Annotated in this window: 23 protein-coding genes; 12 read left to right on the top strand and 11 right to left on the bottom strand. The window is 57.3% G+C overall.

From position 1 onward, the window contains the following. The first annotated feature begins 147 nt into the window (after positions 1 to 147). Positions 148 to 336, top strand: coding sequence for a hypothetical protein (locus VAE57_RS09825; RefSeq protein ID WP_322821706.1), 189 nt, complete (start codon positions 148 to 150; stop codon positions 334 to 336). A 127-nt stretch (positions 337 to 463) separates the two neighbouring features. Here VAE57_RS09825 and ybeY read toward each other — a convergent pair whose 3' ends face one another. From ybeY to VAE57_RS09810, 3 genes are read right to left on the bottom strand one after another with little or no spacing between them, the layout of a single operon-like run. After that, the gene (ybeY, locus tag VAE57_RS09820; RefSeq protein ID WP_322821705.1) at positions 464 to 928 is read right to left on the bottom strand and encodes an rRNA maturation RNase YbeY; all 465 of its coding nucleotides are present in this window, start codon (positions 926 to 928) and stop codon (positions 464 to 466) included. Beyond that, positions 925 to 1,383: an NUDIX hydrolase gene (locus VAE57_RS09815; protein ID WP_322821704.1), complete on the bottom strand. Its 459-nt coding sequence runs from the start codon at positions 1,381 to 1,383 to the stop codon at positions 925 to 927. Before VAE57_RS09815 ends, ybeY begins: the two co-directional genes overlap by 4 nt. A 10-nt stretch (positions 1,384 to 1,393) precedes the next feature. Next, positions 1,394 to 1,945, bottom strand: a complete 552-nt coding sequence (locus VAE57_RS09810; protein ID WP_012259161.1) for an inorganic diphosphatase — start codon at positions 1,943 to 1,945, stop codon at positions 1,394 to 1,396. A gap of 544 nt (positions 1,946 to 2,489) precedes the next feature. Between VAE57_RS09810 and VAE57_RS09805 the strand changes: the two genes are divergently transcribed. From VAE57_RS09805 to VAE57_RS09780, 6 genes are all read left to right on the top strand, one after another. After that, a complete protein-coding gene (locus tag VAE57_RS09805; RefSeq protein WP_322821703.1) occupies positions 2,490 to 2,909 on the top strand; it encodes a hypothetical protein in 420 nt (139 codons plus the stop codon). A gap of 112 nt (positions 2,910 to 3,021) precedes the next feature. Beyond that, the gene (gene glpX, locus VAE57_RS09800) at positions 3,022 to 3,999 is read left to right on the top strand and encodes a class II fructose-bisphosphatase (protein ID WP_322821702.1); all 978 of its coding nucleotides are present in this window, start codon (positions 3,022 to 3,024) and stop codon (positions 3,997 to 3,999) included. Beyond that, positions 3,989 to 5,467 carry an O-antigen ligase family protein gene (locus VAE57_RS09795; RefSeq protein ID WP_322821701.1) on the top strand — a complete coding sequence of 493 codons (1,479 nt, stop codon included), beginning with the start codon at positions 3,989 to 3,991 and terminating at the stop codon, positions 5,465 to 5,467. Before glpX ends, VAE57_RS09795 begins: the two co-directional genes overlap by 11 nt. A 3-nt stretch (positions 5,468 to 5,470) precedes the next feature. Then, a complete protein-coding gene (smpB, locus tag VAE57_RS09790) occupies positions 5,471 to 5,953 on the top strand; it encodes an SsrA-binding protein SmpB (RefSeq protein WP_012259157.1) in 483 nt (160 codons plus the stop codon). Positions 5,954 to 5,968: 15 nt separating this feature from the next. Then, positions 5,969 to 6,568, top strand: a complete 600-nt coding sequence (locus tag VAE57_RS09785) for a class I SAM-dependent methyltransferase (RefSeq protein ID WP_322821700.1) — start codon at positions 5,969 to 5,971, stop codon at positions 6,566 to 6,568. A gap of 25 nt (positions 6,569 to 6,593) precedes the next feature. Continuing rightward, a complete protein-coding gene (locus VAE57_RS09780; protein ID WP_322821699.1) occupies positions 6,594 to 7,079 on the top strand; it encodes a PaaI family thioesterase in 486 nt (161 codons plus the stop codon). 69 nt (positions 7,080 to 7,148) lie between these two features. On the opposite strand, the gene VAE57_RS09775 is transcribed toward VAE57_RS09780, so the two are convergent. The 5 genes from VAE57_RS09775 to VAE57_RS09755 are packed head-to-tail and all read right to left on the bottom strand — an operon-like array spanning position 7,149 to position 12,676. Beyond that, positions 7,149 to 7,934 (bottom strand): ABC transporter permease, encoded by a 786-nt coding sequence (locus tag VAE57_RS09775; RefSeq protein ID WP_322821698.1) that lies wholly within the window; start codon positions 7,932 to 7,934, stop codon positions 7,149 to 7,151. 36 nt (positions 7,935 to 7,970) lie between these two features. Continuing rightward, positions 7,971 to 8,774, bottom strand: a complete 804-nt coding sequence (locus VAE57_RS09770) for an ABC transporter permease (protein WP_322821697.1) — start codon at positions 8,772 to 8,774, stop codon at positions 7,971 to 7,973. An 18-nt stretch (positions 8,775 to 8,792) separates the two neighbouring features. Continuing rightward, positions 8,793 to 9,785 (bottom strand): ATP-binding cassette domain-containing protein, encoded by a 993-nt coding sequence (locus VAE57_RS09765; RefSeq protein ID WP_322821696.1) that lies wholly within the window; start codon positions 9,783 to 9,785, stop codon positions 8,793 to 8,795. Positions 9,786 to 9,806: 21 nt separating this feature from the next. Next, the gene (locus VAE57_RS09760) at positions 9,807 to 10,625 is read right to left on the bottom strand and encodes an alpha/beta hydrolase (protein WP_322821695.1); all 819 of its coding nucleotides are present in this window, start codon (positions 10,623 to 10,625) and stop codon (positions 9,807 to 9,809) included. Then, on the bottom strand, positions 10,622 to 12,676 hold the full coding sequence (locus tag VAE57_RS09755; protein WP_322821694.1) for a serine carboxypeptidase: 2,055 nt from the start codon (positions 12,674 to 12,676) through the stop codon (positions 10,622 to 10,624). Before VAE57_RS09755 ends, VAE57_RS09760 begins: the two co-directional genes overlap by 4 nt. Before the next feature lie 297 nt (positions 12,677 to 12,973). Here VAE57_RS09755 and VAE57_RS09750 point away from each other — a divergent pair, with 297 nt between their 5' ends. From VAE57_RS09750 to VAE57_RS09740, 3 genes are read left to right on the top strand one after another with little or no spacing between them, the layout of a single operon-like run. Beyond that, positions 12,974 to 14,773, top strand: coding sequence for a DUF1800 domain-containing protein (locus VAE57_RS09750; protein WP_322821693.1), 1,800 nt, complete (start codon positions 12,974 to 12,976; stop codon positions 14,771 to 14,773). Positions 14,774 to 14,802: 29 nt separating this feature from the next. After that, positions 14,803 to 16,170 carry a DUF1501 domain-containing protein gene (locus tag VAE57_RS09745; protein WP_322821692.1) on the top strand — a complete coding sequence of 456 codons (1,368 nt, stop codon included), beginning with the start codon at positions 14,803 to 14,805 and terminating at the stop codon, positions 16,168 to 16,170. A gap of 16 nt (positions 16,171 to 16,186) precedes the next feature. Beyond that, complete coding sequence (locus VAE57_RS09740; RefSeq protein ID WP_322821691.1) at positions 16,187 to 16,612, top strand: cupredoxin domain-containing protein; 426 nt, start codon at positions 16,187 to 16,189, stop codon at positions 16,610 to 16,612. 49 nt (positions 16,613 to 16,661) lie between these two features. Here the strand turns inward: VAE57_RS09740 and VAE57_RS09735 are convergent, their stop codons facing one another. The 3 genes from VAE57_RS09735 to VAE57_RS09725 are packed head-to-tail and all read right to left on the bottom strand — an operon-like array spanning position 16,662 to position 19,055. Then, on the bottom strand, positions 16,662 to 17,717 hold the full coding sequence (locus VAE57_RS09735) for an agmatine deiminase family protein (RefSeq protein WP_322821690.1): 1,056 nt from the start codon (positions 17,715 to 17,717) through the stop codon (positions 16,662 to 16,664). Positions 17,718 to 17,722: 5 nt separating this feature from the next. Then, positions 17,723 to 18,610: a carbon-nitrogen hydrolase gene (locus VAE57_RS09730; protein ID WP_322821689.1), complete on the bottom strand. Its 888-nt coding sequence runs from the start codon at positions 18,608 to 18,610 to the stop codon at positions 17,723 to 17,725. Positions 18,611 to 18,644: 34 nt separating this feature from the next. After that, a complete protein-coding gene (locus VAE57_RS09725; protein ID WP_322821688.1) occupies positions 18,645 to 19,055 on the bottom strand; it encodes a gamma-glutamylcyclotransferase family protein in 411 nt (136 codons plus the stop codon). An 86-nt stretch (positions 19,056 to 19,141) separates the two neighbouring features. On the opposite strand from VAE57_RS09725, the gene VAE57_RS09720 reads away from it, so the two are divergent. Next, the gene (locus VAE57_RS09720; protein WP_322821687.1) at positions 19,142 to 20,065 is read left to right on the top strand and encodes an LLM class F420-dependent oxidoreductase; all 924 of its coding nucleotides are present in this window, start codon (positions 19,142 to 19,144) and stop codon (positions 20,063 to 20,065) included. Positions 20,066 to 20,121: 56 nt separating this feature from the next. Continuing rightward, complete coding sequence (locus tag VAE57_RS09715) at positions 20,122 to 21,324, top strand: MFS transporter (protein ID WP_322821686.1); 1,203 nt, start codon at positions 20,122 to 20,124, stop codon at positions 21,322 to 21,324. Positions 21,325 to 21,516: the final 192 nt, after the last annotated feature.

The raw sequence follows: 21,516 nt of genomic DNA, 5'->3' as shown, positions 1-21,516 counted from the left end.
ATGTTACAAAAGAAGGGGAATAATTTCCCCGAAAACGTATGTACAGATCATGTGACATACGCTAGCAGGTTGAATGACGCACACGAGGTTTCGGCGGCAAACGGCAAGTGCTGCCACGGCAGTGGCACTAGACCAGGATCGGAGCTTATGACACGTCAGGTTCGTTCACTCATCAGCACGTTGATCATCTTATTCGTCTTTTGGTTGATCTGGTCGCGCCTGCATATTGTGATCTTTGTGCAGATGCCATGGTGGGGATTACTGCTGCTGGCGGTTGGTCTCTATCTGGTCATCGACTACGGCGTCGATATGATCTTTGGCCGACGCCAGCGCTAGGCAGGCGGGTTGGCGGGTTTGATCGGTCAGCGAACCGCAAGCGGCGCCAGGCGAGTGACATGCAATGAGGGCGGAAGGAACGCCTTCCACCCCCATTCCAACACAAATATCATCCGTGAAACAGATACTACTCGCGTGGTAGACCAAGGATGGTCATGATCTCTTCTTCGCGGGTACGCATGCGTGCCGCTTCAGCGGGACCTTGCTCGTGGTCGTAGCCGAGCAGGTGCAGAACGCCATGCACCGTCAGGTACGCCAGTTCGCGATCCGGACTGTGGCCGTACTCGGCGGCCTGGACCAGCACCCGCTGGTACGAGATCGCAATATCGCCGAGGTAGCGTGGCTGATCTGGTGCGGCCACAAAGCGGCTATCGTGCCCATCATCGGCAAATGAAAGGACATCGGTTGGCGCATCAACCCCGCGAAAATCGCGATTCAGGCGGTGAAGCTCATCATCGGTGGTGATCCGAATCCCAACCTCACAGCCTTCCGGCATCTGCTCGGCGGCCAGCACTGCCGCCGCAGCGCGTTCAACCAGTGCGCTATCGGCGGTGACACCTTCATCCAGTTGCACTGCGATAGTGTAGATCATAGCTTTGCATTACCGCTCGCATCACAGAGTGCCTGCCGGGCCAACAACAGCACATCACGTTCCCGCTCGAATGAAACCCGCCGGAGCGCTTCATCGAGCGGGAACCAGCGCGCATCATCAACTTCGCCGATCTGTGGTCGCACCTCACCCCGTTCATAGCGGAGCAGAAACAGATCGACATACTTGTGGACCCGGCCATGACCTGAGCGAAACCAGTACTCAATTGTCGCCAGATGCCGCTCCACAACGCCCTCAAGCCCAGTCTCTTCAGCGATTTCGCGCACAGCCGCAGCCTCCGCGGTTTCGCCCCGGTTTACGTGCCCTTTGGGCAGCCCCCAACGCTCACCACGATCGGTTGCAATCAGTGCCACTTCGATCTGCGTGGCAACAATCCGATAAATAACACCGCCCGCCGAATAGGCTGTGCGATGCGAAAGTGAACGGCGTGAAGTCATGACCATCCGATCAGGCACGCTTGAGCACGCGACCGGCGCGCATATCCCAGTAGCGATCTATCGAGTACTGAATTCGCTCGCGAGCCACATCCGCCGACTCCCAGCCGACCGGTTCGACCCGTGAGCCTTCCAGGTCTTTGTAAACGGTAAAGAAGTGCTCAACTTCGCGCAAGTAGTGTGCCGGTAGTGCTGTGTAATTGTGGTAGTCGGCGAAGAAGGGATCGTACTGCAACACGGCGAGCACTTTGTCATCCGGCTCACCCTTATCGAGCATTCGGAACAGCCCCAGTGGCCTTGCTTCCACAATACAACCAGGGAAGGTGGGCAGGTTGGTCATCACCAGCACGTCGAGCGGATCGCCATCATCGTAGTACGTCTGCGGCATAAAACCGTAATCGCCGGGGTATTGTACGGCAGAGTAGAGCACGCGATCAAGGCGGAATGCCCCAATCCGCTTGTCAAATTCATATTTGTTGCGTGATCCCTTTGGAATTTCAACCACAACATGAATAACATTCGGAACGTCTGGACCGGGTTCCAGATCGTGCCATAGGTTCTGCATCGGTAGCCTCACTTGTACATTAGCATCTTCAGCCCTATTACCGCAAGATTATAACATGTAAAATAATCACACGGTGACTGGATGAAGATAGCGTTCGCTGGAGCCTGGTGGCGAAATGAAAACCACCGGGCTGCTGAGAGCACAACGGCGGGTTGCAACCGGTGTAGCGGGTGTCCACTAGACGTTATCTCATGTTACCGACGGACTCTATGATCGTGACGAGCACACACTGCATACCCGTGACCAGCACGGTCAACCGCGTGACATGCACCTGACACGAAGCACGGCTGGTGCGGCAGCATGGCTGCCGCACTCCAAATTCCGCGACACGAGTACGACAGGCGAGAAAGACAACCAATCTGGCGTATGCCGGCACGACCGGAACTGTGCGCTGCCAATGGGTCAGGGGAAGGATAAGCTGTCGTTGGTGAACGGTGAATCACCATCGCACAAGATGGTGATTTTTTTGCAGCAAGCCGCGATAAAAATAGCTATAATGGATCATCATCGTATCAGCCAACTGAAGGAAGCACAGGAGTCGTCCATGGATCCACAAGGGCTGCAACAACTGGTCGCCTTTCTAGCTCCTTTTCTCCCCTATTTACTCAAAGCCGGTGAAACTGCCGCCGAAGAGGCGGGTAAGAACCTGGGTACCGAGGGATGGAACTGGGCGAAAGCAGTGTGGCAGAAGCTGCAACCGAAGATCGCCGGTAAAGCTGCTGCCCAGGAAGCAGCAGAAGATGTTGCCAAAACACCCAATGATTCTGATGCGCAGGCTACATTCCGACAACAACTCAAGAAACTGCTGGCCGACGACCCTACATTAGCGGCGGAACTGACAAGCCTGTTGGGTCAGATCCGGCCTGCCGGGGTGAACGTCATTGCCTCCGGCAACCGTTCGGTTGCGATTAGCGGGAATATCAGCGGTAGCACAATCATCACCGGTGATCAAAACCAGAAATAGAAACGCTTCGCCGGTCACCAGTTCATCTATGCTACAATGCAGGACAACAGGAAAGCGTAAGCCGGTGCGCCTTTGCGAGGGGATTGCCGGCGTGTGAGGATGGAGGTGCGCGATGGAGCGTAACCTTGGGATGGATTTGGTGCGCGCAACTGAAGCCGCTGCTCTGCGCTCTGGACGCTGGATGGGACGAGGTGATAAAAACAGCGCCGATCAGGCTGCGGTTGATGCCATGCGTATGGCATTGAATAGTGTGCCAATGAACGGGATTGTGGTCATCGGCGAGGGGGAAAAGGACGAGGCACCGATGCTGTATATCGGTGAGCGGGTAGGAAACGGCGAAGGAGAGGAGATTGATGTAGCGGTTGATCCGGTCGAGGGCACGACCCTGCTGGCTGAGGGTATGCCCGGCGCTATCGCGATTGTTGCCGTCGCTGAACGCCATTCGTTCTACAACTGGCGTGGTATCCCGTACATGGACAAGCTGGCCGTTGGCGAACGGGCAAAGGGAGTGATTGACATCAATGCCCCAGTTGCCTACAATATCCGCGCTGTTGCCCGCACCCTCAATAAACAGGTGGAAGATGTCACGGTCGTTGTACTCGACCGTCCACGTCACAAAGATTTGATCCGTCAAATCCGTGAGATCGGTGCTCGCATTAAGTTAATTCCCCATGGCGATGTGAGCGCCGGTATTATGACAAGTATTGAAAATCCACCCGCAGATATTCTGATGGGAATCGGTGGTGCGCCCGAAGCGGTGTTGACTGCCGCCGCGCTGAAATGTCTGGGTGGCGAGATTCAGTGCAAGGTCTGGCCCCGCAACGACGAAGAGCGGGCGCGTCTTGCCGAACTGGGTCTCGACCCGAAACAGGTGCTGACCACCCGCGATCTGGTGCGCGGCGAAAATGTGGTTGTCGCAGCAACCGGTATCACGTCGGGAGAGTTTCTGCATGGTGTAGAATATTTTGGTGGCGGTGCCCGCACGCACAGCGTGGTCATGCGTTCTCGTTCGGGAACGGTGCGCTATATCGAGGCAACCCACCGCTGGGATAAGCTGATGCGTATCTCTGATATGCCGTATGCTCGTTAATCCTTCTGCGCAACCTGTATCGTTGCGCGACCGCATTGTTCAATCACCTCTGCTCACCGCCGGTCTGGCTCTGGTCACCGGCGGTCTTATTGGTGGTGTCACGGCCTTCGGACCGCTCTACGCCATCGCCGGTCTGCTGGCGCTTTTTGTTGCCACAGCTCTGCTGGTCAGTGTCCAGGCCGGGCTGATTGCGGCACTGGTAGTGGCGACGATCCTTCCGTTCGGTACGCTGCCGTTTAAGGCAATCATTACGCCCAACTTTCTGACCCTGGTGTTGGTGGCTCTGAATGCGGTCTGGTTTTTACGTTCCCTGGCCCGTTCCGATACGTATGATGTACGCTTCGGATCACTCGGCCTGTCACTGATTGGCTTTCTTGGTCTGACGCTCTTTTCACTGGTACTCGGTGCTCGTGGCTTACCAGACCCACAAACACTTCACAATTATGCGAAATTTGTCCTTGGTGTGATCTGCTACTTCACCGTGATCAATTGTGTGCGTGACCGCGCCACTGCCCGGTTGATCGTCCGTACCCTCATCATCGTGGGTGGTATTTCGGCACTGATCGGATTGATCCTGTGGGTGTTGCCCGACGCGACGGCCCTCCAACTGCTGGTTGCGCTGGGGCGGATCGGGTATCCGACCAGTGGCCGTGTGTTGCGGTATGTGGAAGATGACCCAAATGGGCTGGAGCGTGCCATCGGTTTCGGCGTCGACCCGAACAGCTTTGGTGGGATGCTGGCCCTGGTAGCAGTGCTCACCCTCACCCAACTGGCAGCGCCGCGCCCTATCTTGCCGCGCTGGATGCTGGCAATGCTTGGTGGCGTGCAGGTGCTGACTCTCCTGTTAACGTTTTCGCGGGCAGCCCTCTTCGGCCTGATCATTGCCGCAGCCTTCCTGGCTACTGTACGCTACCGCCGGCTCTGGCGTCATATGCTGGCAGTCAGTGTTCTCGGTGCCGTGCTGCTCTTTGGTCTGGGTTATGCCGACGAGTTTATCAACCGGGTGCTCTCCGGCGTCCAGTTTCGCGATCAGGCACAACAGATGCGGCTCGACGAATACGCCAATGCGATTGCGATCATCCAGCGCTATCCGGTGTTTGGCATTGGCTTCGGTCAGGCTCCCGATCTTGATCTCTCCGCCGGGGTGAGTAGCATCTACCTGGCGATTGGTCAACGGATGGGGCTGGTTGGACTGGCAGTGTTTCTTGGCCTGATCGCGCTCTGGTTTACCCGTAGTCTGCGCATTCTGTCGGCCCTCGATGAGGAGGCATCGAGCTGGTTGCTGGGCTGTCAGGGGGCCATCGTCGCCGCACTGGCCGTCGGGCTGGCCGACCACTACTTTTTCAATATTGAGTTTAGCCATATGGCGGCTCTCTTCTGGGCTACGATTGGCCTGGGAAGTGCGATTGAATGGCTGATTAATGATCCCCAACCGGTACCGTCATCTGTTTCTGTTCTGAGTGAGTGAGAAGTGACAGCAACCAAACATAAACACCCTGGTGTGGTCGCCGAGAACCGTAAGGCGCGCCACGATTACGATATTGAAGAGACGATTGAAGCGGGTATTGTCCTCTCCGGCAGCGAAATTAAATCGGTGCGCGCCGGACGGGTCAACTTGCGCGGCAGTTTTGCCCGTGTGATCGATGATGAAGTGTTTCTCTATGATGCCCACATTGCGCCTTACGAGCAGTCGGGCAAATACTTCAACCACGATCCGATGCGGCCGCGCAAACTGCTGCTGCACCGACGGGAAATCAACCGCCTCAATGGCCTGGTGCGCATGAAGGGAATGACCCTGGTGCCGCTGAAGGTCTATTTCAAAGGACGCCGGGCTAAAGTCGAGCTTGGGGTAGCACGGGGGAAGAAGATATACGATAAGCGCGAGGATATTGCCCGGCGCGATGCGGCCCGTGATATTGATCGAGCCTTGAAACGGGCACGCCATGATCTGTAACAGAGGTTCTGTACTATGTCTGACCGCTTTCAGCGCATGCGTGAGCGTTATCTGACCGGTGAGATTCCGTGGGATCATCCCGATCCACCGCCTGAGATCATTGCGCTCAGTCAGGAGTTACCACCTGGCCGGGCGATTGACCTCGGTTGTGGCACCGGGCGGGCTTGTATCTGGCTGGCTCGCGCAGGCTGGCAGGTTGATGGGGTCGATTTTGTTCCTGAAGCCATCGCTATGGCGCAAGAGCGAGTGGCGGCTGCCGGGGTTGGCGACCGGGTACGGCTCTTTGTGGCTGATGCCACCAATCTGGCATTTCTGAACGAACCCTACGATCTGGCGATTGATGTCGGCTGCGGCCATGGCTTTAGCGAACCGGAATTGTACGCTTATCTTGATGAAGTGCGCCGTCTCCTTAAGCCCGGCGGCCTGTTCGCGTTCTTCGTTCATCTCAGCGACGCGACAAAGCCTGATGCACAGACGCTGAAAACCAGAGTCGATCAAAACCTGCTCATGTCAGCGCTCCAGGAACGGTTTATTATCGAGCAGTTTGTCCCCGGTGAAACCATCGTCATGGGGCAACGCGGTCCCTCAGCCTGGATCTATCTCCGCCGACCGTAATCTACGATGTTGTACAGGATATGCCATGCAAGCGATTCAAGACACCTACCCCGATGAATTGAGCCACTGTTACGGTTGTGGTCGTCTCAACCCCGATGGTTTGCATATCAAGAGTGTATGGAACGGCAACGAAGCCATCGCACGCTTCACGCCCCGTTCATACCATACGGCAATACCCGGTTATGTCTACGGCGGACTGCTTGCCTCGCTGATCGACTGCCACGGCACCGGTACCGCAGCCGCCGCAGCCTACGCTGCCGCCGGACGTGAACCGGGAACCGCGCCATATCTGCGCTTCGTAACCGCATCGTTACGGGTGAATTTTCTGCGGCCTACCCCGCTCGGTCCTGAACTGATCATTCACGGGCGCGTGAAAGAGATGGCGGGACGCAAAGTGGTAATTGACGCCTGGATCGAGGTTGATGGCGAAACGACGGTGCAGGGTGAGGTGGTTGCCGTGCAGGTACCTGAACGTATGCTTGCCGACCTACGCGATCAGCACAATAAGTAGACCCTTACATACCAGCCTGACACGGTTGTCCACACGGGCATTATTGACCGTATCACGCTTGTGATAGCTTCAGGCACTGGCACCACTGTAGCGACGGACACCCCATCGCCACAGCAGGCGCGCCAGCAAGAAGAGGGTAGAAGTCACGCCAACCGCTAATGCCAGTGTTGAGCTGTTCAAACGGGCGGTGAGCGCTTCTGCCGGAACGGTGACTGCAAACGCAACCGGCACTAGAAAGGTCAGGAGTGCGCGCAACCAGGCAGGATAGATACTGGTCGGCCAGCGTCCGGCGGCAAAAACACCTTCAAATAAGTTGATCAGACTTTCGATCTGGATTACCCAAAAACTGGTCGTGGCCAGAATCAGCCAGAAAGCATAGAGTGCCACTACCCCACAGCCCAGCATAAGGACAAAGAGCACGCTCTGCCCCAAACTGACACTTGCCTGCAAAGAGACGAGCGCCCATCCAACGACCAGCAAGCCCAATACGACATTGGTAAAGCGCCACGCCTGCCATTCCCGAATACTTACCAGCAACTGGCTATCGACCGGTTTCGTGAGGGCATAATCGAGCTTGCCCTCAAGCACATCCTGGGCCAGACGCAGCATATTCGGCTGAATCACCGCCTGCACGATGCCGCTCATCAGCACGTAAATCCCCATCACAACCAGCAATTCCGCCGGTTGCCAGCCGGCCAGAACAGTGGTGTGCTGAAAAACCAGCCCCAGACCGATCAGTCCGGTTGCCAGACCAATCGCCGACTCCAGCATCTGAAAGAAGAAATTAACCCGGTATTGCATCTCGTTGAGGATGCCAACACGGGCAAAGATGGCAATTAAGCGCACCAGCTCCATACCACACCCTTCACCTCTCTGCTCCACCACACCTTGCTACCCACCAACCGCCGTGTAGCGTTGCACAGCACGACGCCAGACCAGTAGCACCAGTCCCAAACCGAAGAGTATCCAGAATGCCTGCATCGCCAGGCCACCGATCAAGCCGGCGACGCTTAATTGCCCGATCAGAGCCTCGATGGGAAAGCCAAACGTCCAGCGAAATGGCAGCCAATCGGCCAGCGTGCGCGCCCACTCAGGGAAGAGCGCCAGCGGTGCGATGCGCCCGGAGAGAAACAATTCAAAGGCAAAGAAGAGTTCGTAGATTGCCGCCACGCGGGTCGTCCAGAAGGAAATCAGGCCCAGCAACCAGAGAAACATCATACGGATGAGAAACGCCCCCCAGATGGCGACGGCAAATACTGCAATCTCAAGCCAGGTTGGGGCGAGGGTTGGCCGGAAGAGCCACGCCAGCACTGCGGCAATCGGCAACCAGAACAGAATGACGACAACCTTCCAGCCGGCAAAAAAGGCAATGTCGTAGTGCAATGGATGCAGTGGACGCAACAGCACTGCCGACAATTCACCGGTGCGAATCCGCTGCTCCCAACCGTATGGCGTGAAGACGATATTCATATTGCGTACCAGCGTCCAGACGATATAGTAGGCGGCGAAAGCACCGGCATCGTACCCGCCGACCGTCCCGCCCTGCGCAGCCGCAACCACACTCCAGACCACCAGATAGATGATCGGCTCGCTGATCATACCGATCATGTAGAAATAATTGGCCGCCCGATACTGAAATTGCACCAGGATTGCCTGTTTCATCGCGGCCCGATAAAAATCGATCAGCCCAGACATATGTCGCCTTTACAGGTCTTAATGACTCGCACCTACCGCAAACACCTGCTCAATGACATCATCAATGGGCGGTTCTTCTACCGTCACATCAGCAACGGGGACTTCGGCCAGAATCCGGGCCGTCACCGCCGGAGCTGTCGCTTTCGGGATGCGCAAGGTGTACCGCAGTCCATCCTGATCGATCACCTCACCGAAGCGGGACAGATCGCTCCCACTTTCGCTGAGCGTCACAATCAGTTTGCGATAGGCAGCAAACTGATCGACCAGATTGTGCAGTGGCCCGTCGAAGAGGACCTGGCCGTGATGGATCACAATTACCCGCCGACAGAGAGCCTCGACATCCGCCATATAGTGACTGGTGAGCAATACCGTTGCCCCGGTACGTCGATTGTATTCGGCGACAAACGCACGAATCCGCCGCTGCATTGTCACGTCCAGGCCGAGGGTCGGTTCATCGAGAAATAACGCCTGTGGCCGGTGCAGCAGTGCGCCAATAATCTCCATCTTCATACGCTCACCGAGTGAAAGATTTCGCACCGGTTTGCGCACCAGATGACCAACCTCGAGCAACTCAATCAATTCATCGCGAGTCGCCCGAAACTCTGCTGGTGGTAAACGATAGATTGCCCGCAGCAGCTCAAACGAATCGAGAGCCGGGAGGTCCCACTGTAACTGATTGCGATTACCCATCACCAGCGTAATCCGGCGCAGGAAAGCCGGTTCGCGGCGAGATGGAATGTACCCAAAGACACGCACATCACCGGCAGTTGGATGGAGCAGGCCGGTCAGCATTTTGAGGGTGGTAGTTTTCCCAGCCCCATTCGGGCCGAGAAATCCAACCACTTCCCCCGGTTGAATAGTAAAACTGACAGCAGACACCGCCGGGATGGCACGCACCCGCCGCCGAAACAGACTGCGCACTGCGGCCAGTAAACCCGGATCACGCTCAGGAACCTCGTAGATTTTGCTCAATTGATGGACAACAATGGCCGGTTCGGTGGCTGCGTTCATACAGTATCTCCCGATGCATGATCAGATGTCGTCTTTTACCTTGTAGCTAGCGGTACGGAATTGGTGAAGGGTAACAGCAAAATGCGCAATCGCGGCACCTGCCGATGGCCAGGCCGGGTCGAGCATCAGATCATGCGCAGCTTCAGGGATTACGATGAGTTCGGCACGATACGCTGCCGCCAGCGCTTGCTGAGCGGGCACATCGAAGATGGCATCACTCCCGGCAGCAATCACCAACACCGGTACCTGCACTCGCAGCGGACGGGGGCGAATGACCATGCTGGTTAAGGGCACAAGTGGTGGTTCGCGCACCAGTTGCCGACGGTAACGTTCGAGATCGGCTGGCGCAATATCCGCTCGAAACAGCGCAGCCCGTACCGCATCTGTTTCCTGCCGCAGCAAAGCGCGAATGTCAACCATCGGTGCCCGCTCACGCAAACGTCGCAGAAAGTAGGCAGGACTCGACACTGGCGAGCTACATAGCAGCACAGCCCCGGCCAACGGTGGTGCTGTTCCACAGAGCCCGCTGATCAGCAATTGCACGACATACCCACCGGCGCTATGGCCGACAACAAGCGGTGGTTGAGGGAGTTTGCGCACCACCGTTTGCACATCGCGCACATAGCCACAGATCGTCGTCAACGGACCGGCAGGCGCACTACGGCCATGCCCACGAAGACTGATCGCGTGTACCGTCAGGCCACGTGCTACCAGATCAGGAATGGCTCGTTCGGTCCAGCACCAGGCCCCATGCCAGGCACCGTGGACCAGCACGACAGGTGGTGCCGGTCGTGGCGATGATGGCTGTGTCGTAATCCATTCAAGTTGTACAGCGCTCACGATGATTGATCCAGCACCTTCTCGGCAGGCAAGCCCAACTGGCGACGACGCTCTTCGGCCAGGCGGCGCTTTTCGGCGATCATCTCATCGGTAACGTAGACCCCAAACGAGCGCAGGCGGGCCAGTTCAAGACCGTGCTTCTTCCACAGCCGATAGACTTCCTTTACCCGTTCGATCTCGATATTGCGGCCTAGCGTGTAGTCTTCAAATTTACCTTCCATCGCCAGCAGCGCCGTCTCTGACAAACAGGCGTAGGCTGTACCAGGCGGCATGTCTATATCGAAGCCAAAATCCGGTTCGCCCGGCAATACAATCTCACCACTTTCAATCACCAGCACATCAGGGCGCCGCCGGGCGTCTTCCTCCTTCACGTCTGGCGGACGGGCAACATCGCAGACCACCGCACCAGGTTTGAGCTTGTCGATATTGATCACTTTACCGGTGAGGGCACTGGTGGTTGTGATGATCAGATCAGCATCACCAATGTAGGCATCGGCGTAGGTGGCGGCTACAACCCGTGCGCCCGGCGTCTCGGCCTCGATCTGCTTCTTGAGCGCGATCAGGCGTTCCGCACGTGGTGCCACCAGCACCACATCATGGACGGCCTGAGCCAGCAAGCGAGCACAGACTGCACCAATCGAACCCGTGGCACCGATCACGACTGCCCGTATCCGCTCAGGGCGCCCTCCCTTCATCAATACTACCGCATGCTTGGCCGCTTCCAGCGTCGCGGCAACGGTTAGCGAGTTACCCGATGTAATGCCAATATCCACCTTCTGCGCCACCGTAATACCGGCATCACCGACAACCGACGTGAAGGCTCCCAACCCCATAATCTGCGCCCCCATCCGTTCCGCCATCCGGGCCGCCTTGATCAATCGACGATAGGTAAAACTGGGTGGACGGCGCATCATCTCACGCGGAGTCGTTCCCAGCGTCAACAGAATCCCCTCAACCTCTTCACCGGTAGCTTTCGAGCGAATGCCACGGATGCGCGAGAGGTAAAGGGGCGGGAAATGAGCCGCCACCAGCTCCACCAGGCGCTGTGGTATATAGCGTGTCCAGCGGAACCATTTGTGATTGGCGATCAGTTCGGTACGCAGCGGGTGAATAACAAATGCGAAGCGCGGCTTGGGACGCGGGTTCAGGTCTTGCACCGCCGGCCCCCAACCGGCTGCCGTAATAAAGTCTATCACCTCAGCATCTCCCGGTTGGCGCGTGCTCTCGGTAATCGCCGTAATCACCGCCTCCAGCGCATCGGCGGCGAGGAAGGGCCGCTCATTACTGAGGGGTGGCGTCATCGTCACCAGCGTCGTGACGCCGCGTCGCCGCAGATCTTCGATCTCGGCAGGGGATGGGTCATCGGTGATAATCGTCTTGCGCGTCAGATCATTGGGAGCAAAGCGCCGAATGAAAGCAAAATCGCCGGCAATCACGTCAGCCCAGCGGAAGAGATCAACTGCACGGCTGTCAAAACCTTCCTGGCCGAGCGCCACCGGATGGATAAAGCGATAGGGGAGAAGGGCGAGGATCGGTAACGCGGTTGCCGCGTAGAGTTCAAGCTGTTCGAGCGAGCGTGGCGGTGGCAGGAAAGGAATCCCGGCGTGAATGATCGGATCGGCGAAGCGCAACTCCGGTTCGTACTGACTGATAGCAGCGGCCAATTGATAACGTTCAACGCCACTGGTAATCAGCACCCGCTTGTAACGCAACAATGAAGGAAGCTGGCGTACTGCCTGCGCAATTGCCCAGCGCTCAAGCGTCGCCTTGACCACACCACCATCAACGACCGGTGTTCGCTGGGCCTGAGCTGCGATATGGATGGCTTCCTGATGGGGATAGCGTGCTCGACCGATCCGAAAGACCGGTGTTAAACCACCGAGTCCGATAGCGTCCACCTTGCCATCAAACTCACGTACCAGCGCCATGGCTTGCGCAACATCGCCGTTCGTACCGATCCGACGTACTTCGACATGCTGCCCCAATACCTTCACCGTGATCTGATAATCACGGAGTGACGAGCCAAGACTGATACTGACAACTCGCTTCATAACCGCCTCCTCGCGCTATTGGCGTCAGTATACCAGATTGTAACAGCCCGGCGTTCAGAATCGCGTGATGGTGTTGTGACCTCTACACCCACAATGCCGTCTTCCCTGGGCGCACACGCCTCCGGTGCGCACCGCATCTCCAGCAACATATCTCTCCATCCGAGCCAGCGTCCTACTGAAATAACGTACCTATAGCCATTCAAAGATAGTACCTTCTGGTGATAGTAGTAGTTTTTCGGTTAAGATTACAATCTTTTCAGGTAGATCAAAAGAAACAACATATCAGATCAGAAACCTATGGAACTAACTCGACGTGACGTACTCGAAGGTGGTGTTGCCCTGATTGCCGGGCTAGCCGCTGCCGGACTGGCAGCCGTAGGCACTTCACCTGCACCGGTTGCCGCCTGTTCGTACACTCAGCCGGCTTCGCTACGCACGATTGCGATGCGTCGGCTGGCTTTCGGCCCCAGCCCTGAATTGATGGCGATGTACGATGCCACTCCTGGCGCGAGTGACGAAGAACGGTTCAACAATTGGGTTCGGCAGCAACTGAACTACACTGCAATCGACAACACCCCTTGCGCTAATCGCATTCTGTCCGCCCAGCTCAAGATTCGCTACACCCACAATAGCAGTACCATCAATGAAGTTCGACCACTAAGCTGGCTATCAGCCTCGCGCGAAACGCTCTGGCAACAGCGGGTGATACCCGATTTGCCATGGTTCGAGCGCATCCGGCCTTATGAAGAGGTACGGATGGCAACGTGGCTGCGGGCTGTGTACAGTCGCCGTCAGCTCTTCGAGGTTATGGTTGATTTCTGGCACAACCATTTCAATGTACGGGCTACTGCCGCTCAGCGGATCGCTGCCACCTGGCCCGACTACGACCGCATTATTCGCACGCATGCCCTGGGTAATTTTCACACCATGCTGGTTGAGGTTACCAAAAGCATTGCCATGATGTATTACCTCAACAACGTGAGTAATAAAGCCGGTGGTGGCGAAGGCGGCAACGAGAACTTCGCCCGTGAACTTTTCGAGCTACATACGCTGGGAAGCGACAACTACCGTAAATTCTACAATCAACGCGGTAATATTCCGGTTGCAGAATATGGCAGTGATCGTTATGCATCTGCTTATATTGACTACGATGTCTACGAAGCCTCACGCTGCCTGACCGGCTGGACAATTGCCGATGGTCGTGATGGCCGACCCAACACCGGTGCTTTCTACATCATGGAGTCCTGGCACGATAACTATCCCAAGACTGTGCTGGCACCGGCACCCCTACCCGGTGTCGAACCGGCACCGAACTTTCCCTTTAACAACGGTGCAGAACGTGATGGTATGGAAGCTCTGCGCCTCGCTGCCTATCACCCTGGCACAGCCCGCTATCTCTGCACCAAACTGTGCCGGCGACTGGTGGCCGACAATCCGCCGGAATCACTCATCAATACCGCCTGGAATGTCTGGATGGAGCATCGTGATTCACCCGATCAGATCCGGCGGGTTGTTGAAGCGATTCTGCTTTCGCCAGAGGCAAAAAGCACATTCGGTGCTAAAATATGTCGCCCTCTTGAGGCAATATGGGCATTTTTGCGCACCACCAACGCTGCCTTACCCAACGACGTTCCAGCCGTGAACGGCGATGCAACGCAAGGTGGCTATTGGTCAAATTTGTTCTGGAATGCGGATCAGACCGGCCATCGGCTCTTCGGCTGGGATACACCTACCGGCCATCCCGATCGTGCCGATTATTGGGCGAATACAAATGCCCTACTCAGAACATGGAATCTCTTTTACACGATGGCGCAATCCTGGGGCGGCAATGTAACTATTGATATTGTCGGACAGACCCCAGCCGGTCTGTCGTGTGCGGGGATCGTTGATTTCTGGTGCCAGCGCATGCTGACCTACATTCCCACCGGTGATCTCCGTACTCTGCTGATTAACTTTCTAGCGCAAGGCGGCGATCCGAACCAACCGCCCCAGCCGCTGCGCGGTTCTCCAGATTGGGGGTCAGCGGAAGCCGTCAATGAACGGATTACTGCGATGGTACATTTACTGGCTACCAGTCCTGAATTCTGGCTGCGATAATCAGCGCCACATCAGAGGAGAATACACCAATGCAATGGACTCGTCGCGAATTTCTGATGGGATGTAGCGCTGCAATTGCAGCGATGGCTGCGGCTCGCGTCGGCCAACTGGCCTTCGCCGAGCCGGCCCAACCCCAGGCAACGAATGAGATTTTCGTGCAGATTTTTCTGCGCGGTGGCTGCGATGGGCTGAGTCTGCTCAGTCCATACGATGATAACGATTATCGGGACAAGCGCGGGACGCTGGCATTACCTTCGAGCGGGCCAAATATGCCGTTACGTGTTGATCCGAACAACCCGTCATTCAATACGTCCAGCTTTGGACTAAACAGCAAGATGCCCCATCTGCGCGATCTGTACAACAGTGGCCACCTTGCGTTCATCCACGCCTGCGGCCTCGATGATGATACGCGCAGCCATTTCGACGCCATGGACTATATTGAACGCGGGACACCGGGGCACAAAACGACCAACAGCGGCTGGCTCACCCGTCATTTACAAACCCAGGGTGGGGTCAGCACGCTGTTGCCGGCAATCGCTGCCAGTAGCGCACTCCCTGCTTCGCTGTTGAACTATACGGGAGCGGTTGCCGTCACCTCACCCAGTAGCTTTAATATCAGCACCGGCTGGCGCTACAACCGCTCCCAAGAGAACTACCCCTTCCTCAGCACGCTCCGCGAAATCTACAACCGGAGTTCGATCAACCCACTGGCACCGGCCGGTCGCCGGGTCACGCAGGTGATTGATGTGATGCGGAGTTTGGGAAGCTATACCCCGGCCACTGGTACCGCATATCCTTCGGGATCGTTTGGCGATGCCTTGAAGACGGTGGCGCAATTGATTAAAGCTGATCTTGGGTTGCAAGTCGCGACGATTGACTTCGGTGGTTGGGATACGCACGAAGCGCAGGCCAACAGCGACGGAACCGGCTATCTCCCCGACCGGCTGGGTATTCTTTCGCAGGGTTTACATGCCTTCTACAACGACCTCAATGCCTATCACAGTCGGTTAACCATTGTCGTGCTCAGCGAGTTTGGCCGCCGCCTGGGACGCAATCAGTCAAATGGCACCGATCACGGTCATGGCAACGTGATGATGGTGCTAGGTGGTAACGTGAATGGCCGTCGCATCTACGGTACCTGGCCAGGATTGCAAACTGATCAGCTCGATAAACGGCAAGATCTGCAAATCACGACCGATTATCGCCAGGTGCTGAGCGAGATTCTGGTGCGTCGGCTCGGTAACCCGAAGCTCGGTACCATCTTTCCCGGCCTGTCGTCGTATACTCCTCTGGGAATTGTACGTGGCCCCGATCTGCCACCCGATCTATCGTCCACCGCTACACCGTCCGATACCGGGTATCAGGTCTTCGTGCCGGTGATTCACCAGTGTCGCTAGCCGGTCAATTGTGATTATGAGCAGATGGTTGATCCTTTTCGTGTTGTTATGCAGTGCCTGCGCACCACCAACACCGGCGGTTGATCTCACTATTACCGGTCAAGGCTGCTTACCGGCGAGCCTAACCCTACCACCGGAACGCGAACCAGTGCTGAGTGTGCGGAATAGCGCTGATGAGGTAATGGTCGTAAGCATTCCAACGATGGATCGCTGGATTGAGCTGGCACCCGGTAGCGATGGTGTGTTTGAATTGCCGCGCTACATTATGGGTACATTCGATCTGTTCTGTCTCAGTGCTGCCGATCATCGTGCGCTGGGAGGCGATAATCCGTTCCTGTGTGTCCTCGAACCGGCTGAACTGGTGCCGGTGGCCCGTTCAGCCGGTGTCTTGCACATCGAACCGCACGACCGCATCCGCGAGGTTTTAGAGCAGGGTCGGTAGAGGCGAGGCATGCCTCGTCCCTACCGATGCTGGAACGTATGCCAGCTTATCATCCAACATTGATCAATCCTGCCGGTACCTGTTGGCTGAGACAATGCCACGATCCCAGGCCCCAGATGACATCGGTCGCCTCGATCCCCACCACGCGCCGATCAGGAAAACACTGCTGCAAGACGGCACATGCCCGCTGATCGTTGGGATGGTTGAACGTAGGAACAATCACCGCGTGGTTGGCGATATAAAAATTGGCATACGAGGCCGGTAAGCGCTGACCCTGAAACACCACCGGCGGCGGCATTGGAATAGTCAGCACCGTGAGCGGCCTGCCAGCAGCATCCCGCATTAGTTGCAACCGGCGCAGATTGTCCTGAAGCACGTGATAATTCTCGTCAAGCGGATCGTCCTCGACAACGGTTACCACCACTCCAGGCGCAACAAAGCGGGCCAGATCATCAATGTGGCCATCAGTATCATCACCCACAATCCCTTCACCCAGCCAGAGAATGGTATGAACACCGAGCATCTCGCGCAGACGCTGCTCGATAGCCGCCCGATCCAGGTGCGGATTACGGTTTGGGTTGAGCAGACACTGCTCGGAGGTCAGCAATAAGCCATTCCCATCAACATCAATTGAACCACCCTCCAGCACCATCCCGCCACAGAACCGTGGAACTCCCAGATACGCGGCCATCCGTGCCGGTATCTGGTTGTCGAGATCGTAAGGTGGATACTTCCCACCCCAGGCATTAAACTCCCAGTCGGTTGCCGCCAGCTCGCGCCCGGCGGGTGTATCACGCACGACGAAGATGGCACCGTGATCGCGGCACCAGGCATCGTTGGTCGGAAATTCGTGCAAACGAATATCGCCGACGGCTCCCGCCTCAGCCAGGAAGGAGCGCACCTGATCGGCCATGGCAGCATCGTTCACATTAATGTGCACCGTCTCGCCATGGGCCAGTTCAGCGACAAAACGGGCGTATACCGGCCAGATGCGGTCAATAATGCCTGGCCAGCTCTCCTCTTTGTGCGGCCACGAAAGCCACGTGGCCTGATGCGGCTCCCATTCGGCGGGCATCCGATAACCCAGTTCGGCAGGGGTTGCCATAACGCTTACTCCTCATCAAGATAGCGGCGCGTAATCTCGCCGTAGGCATCGATCCGGCGGTCGCGCAGAAATGGCCAGTGAGTACGCTGCACATCAATCTTTGCCAGATCGATGGGAGCGACCAGCACCGCCGGCTCATCAACCGGCGCCCGCACGATCACCGTTCCCGAAGGATCGGAGATAAAGCTCTGCCCCCAGAACTCGATCCCACCGGCAGGATCGCCTTCGTGGCCGGTACGATTGATGCTCACGACGTAACAACCGTTGGCAATCCCGTGTGAGCGCTGGATAATCTCCCAGCTCTGGTGTTGCGCCACACCGTACTCAGCCTTCTCGGCGGGATGCCAGCCAATTGCCGTCGGATAACAGAGCACATCGGCACCGCGCAGCGCCGTAAGCCGGGCCGCTTCGGGGTACCATTGATCCCAGCAGATCAGCACCCCAATCCTGGCGTAGCGCGTTTTGAACACCTTGAACCCCAAATCACCCGGCGTGAAGTAAAACTTCTCGTAGAAGAGCGGATCATCTGGAATGTGCATCTTGCGGTACTTCCCCAAATACCGGCCATCGGCATCGATCACCGCCGCCGTATTGTGGTAAAGACCTTCCGCCCGTTTCTCGAACAGACTGGCCACAATTACCACCTGCAACTCAGCAGCCAGTTTACTGAGCCGCTCGGTACTGGGACCGGGTACCGGCTCGGCCAGAGCGAAGAAATCATGATTCTCGCTCTGACAGAAATAGAGCGAGCGAAACAGCTCCGGCAGACACACAATCTGCGCCCCCTGCGCCGCCGCCGCCCGAATCCCGGCTTCCGCCGTCGCCATATTGAACTCAGGATCGGCGGTACATCGCATCTGGACCAGACCGATATGGACAATTTGTTGTGCCATTGTCTTCTCCATAGTCACGTGGTATTACGTGGTATTACCACTCACCAGTGCTAATCAAACGCAATTCACCGCGTCGGATTGCCGCTTCCGCAGCTTTACCGGCGATGTACACCCACGCCTCCCGCGTACCGTCAGCCGTCTGCACCATCACCACAATCCGTTCGTACAGATTACCGACCCGTCCGGGAACATAATCTTCCAATCCATCGAGCAACTGCAACAACCGCTGGTAATGGTCGGGCTGCACCTCGATCAGCTCGCCAAACACTATCGCACCGGCGGGCACCAGATCAGCAGCCTGCACCAGAAACGGGTACGGCCCGGCGGTGTAGAGCGCCGCCGCCGGCAACCAGGCCCGTTCCTCGCGCAGGGTATAGCCGGCTAACAGCCGGGCATAGTTCGATTGTCCCCGTTTTAACGTTCCGTAGACAAAAAATGGACGCATCAACTATTTTTCGCGGTATACTATCCACACGCCGCAACGCGGCCCGTTCATACTATAGCAGGTTTCGCCGATCAGGAGTACTGAAGATGACAATTGACGTAGCCTTGATGATTGAAGGCCAGAATGGACTGACCTGGTCGCGCTGGCAACGACTGGCGCAAGCGGCTGAAGATTTAGGGTTTGCCGGACTGTACCGCTCTGATCACTTCACCAACGCCAATCCACCAGAGAAAGAATCCCTCGAATTGTGGGTTTCCCTGACCTGGCTGGCTTCGCATACCAGACGGATCGAATTCGGACCGTTGGTATCACCGGTCTCATTCCGCCATCCGGCCCTGACCGCCAGAATGGCTGCCGCCGTCGACGACCTGTCCGGTGGACGGCTACAGCTCGGCCTGGGTGCGGGCTGGCAGGAACGCGAACACACAATGTTCGGCTTTGACCTGCTGGCAGTGGTGCCACGTTTTCAACGCTTCCGCGAAGGTCTCGAAGTGGTGACTCGCCTCCTGCGCAGTGATACACCGGTCACCTGGATCGGCGAATACTACCAGTTGCGCGAAGCCATTCTATTGCCCCGCCCCCAGCGCCCGGGCGGCCCGCCGATTGTGATCGGTGGCAATGGTGAGCAGCGCACATTACCACTCACCGCCCGTTACGCTGACGAATGGAATGCCGTCTTCGTACCGCCGGCCCGATTTGCCGAACTCAACGCTAAACTCGACAACCTGCTAGACACAGCCGGTCGGCCACGCGAAGCTGTGCGACGCTCATTGATGATTGGGTCGGTGTTTGGACGCGACGAATACGAAGTGGAGCGACTGCTGGCCGGGCGCGACCGCCAGCAATTGCGTGCCCGCGGCATTCTGGTCGGCGTCGCCGATGAGATTATCGAACAGATTCAGGCATTTGCCGCTGTCGGCGTGCAACGGATTATGGTGCAGTGGCTTGATCTTGATGATTTGGATCGACTGGAATCCTTTGCCACCAGCGTATTGCCCAGCCTGGGATAGGCTTGCCCGCATCAGCCCTGCCGTTATGATGAGAGAGATAGTCCCTGAATACGATCATGCAAACACGCTGGCAAACAACTCTCTGGATCATGTTCGTCGCCCAGTTTCTTTCGGCAATCGGGTTTTCGATCATCTTCCCATTTCTGCCGCTGTACGTAGCCTATCTCGGCGTGGCGACTATTGGTGATGTTGCTCTCTGGTCGGGCCTGGTCTTCTCGCTTCAGGCCCTGACCATGGCGATTGCGGCACCGATCTGGGGATCGCTGGCCGACCGGCTCGGTTACAAACTGATGGTCGAACGAGCGATGTACGGCGGCGCCATTATCCTGCTGCTCATGGGTTTTGCCCGTTCCGCCGAAGAATTGACCCTGCTACGCACGATCCAGGGCATGATCACCGGTACCATCTCGGCTGCCAATGCCCTGGTAGCAACCGTCACCCCCCGCGAACGCATGGGGTTCGCGATGGGAACGCTCCAGATGGGCTTGTGGAGTGGCACGGCAACCGGCCCCCTGATCGGCGGCATCATGGCCGAAACCCTCGGCTTTCGGGCGACCTTTTTCACCACTGCAGCGCTCCTGCTCATCTCCGGCATCCTGGTCACGGTTGGGGTGCGTGGTGTACGCCAAACAGCCTCTACCGCCAAACGACCATCGTTGGGCATGTGGCAAAGCTGGTTGACCATCTTACGCACACCCGGTATCAGACCGGCCTACAGCATGCGCTTCCTCAGCAGTTTGTCCCAAACGATCCTGCTGCCGTTCGCACCGCTATTCATTGCCAGCCTGCTCACACCGACCGATCCGGTGAGTGCCTACACCGGCCTGATAGTAGGTGTTTCATCGGCAGCCGGCACAGCGACAGCCATCTGGCTAGGGCGTCTCGGTGATCGCGTCGGCCATCAGCAGGTGTTGATGGTCAGTGCCCTGATTGCAGGTCTCGCATTTCTGCCTCAAGGCATCGTCACCAACATCTGGCAGCTCCTGATCCTGCAAGCTCTGAGTGGCGCGGCAATCGGCGGTATCACCCCTTCCCTCAGCGCACTCCTCGGTCGGTACACTGCCGAAGGGAATGAGGGCGCAGTATACGGCCTCGACAGCTCGATTGTCTCGGCAGCCCGCGCCGTTGCTCCCCTTATTGGCGCCATGGTGGTTACTCCTTTTGGGTTGGGGAGTGCCTTCTTCATTAGCGGCTGCGCCTGTCTGATCATCGCCGCAGGTGCCGCCCGGCTACCTGCACTGGTGGTGGCACCCCGCTGAGCAAGTAACGTCGCTGCAAGCATTGGTGGCGTGGAGAGACCTCACCTCACCCCCCGGCCCCCGCTCCTCTCCCGTTGCCGGAGTGGAGCGGGGGAGTGGCGATGGGCGTGCTCCGTACTGGTTCCCGCTCACCGCAATTCCGGCCCCTCACCTCACCCCCCGGCCCCCGCTCCTCTCCCGTTGCCGGAGCGG

Origin of the sequence: Chloroflexus sp. (assembly GCF_034434295.1) — a bacterium.
Classification (GTDB): domain Bacteria; phylum Chloroflexota; class Chloroflexia; order Chloroflexales; family Chloroflexaceae; genus Chloroflexus.
The sequence above is the reverse complement of the archived record's forward strand: the minus strand, read 5'-3'. Positions and strand labels throughout refer to the sequence as shown.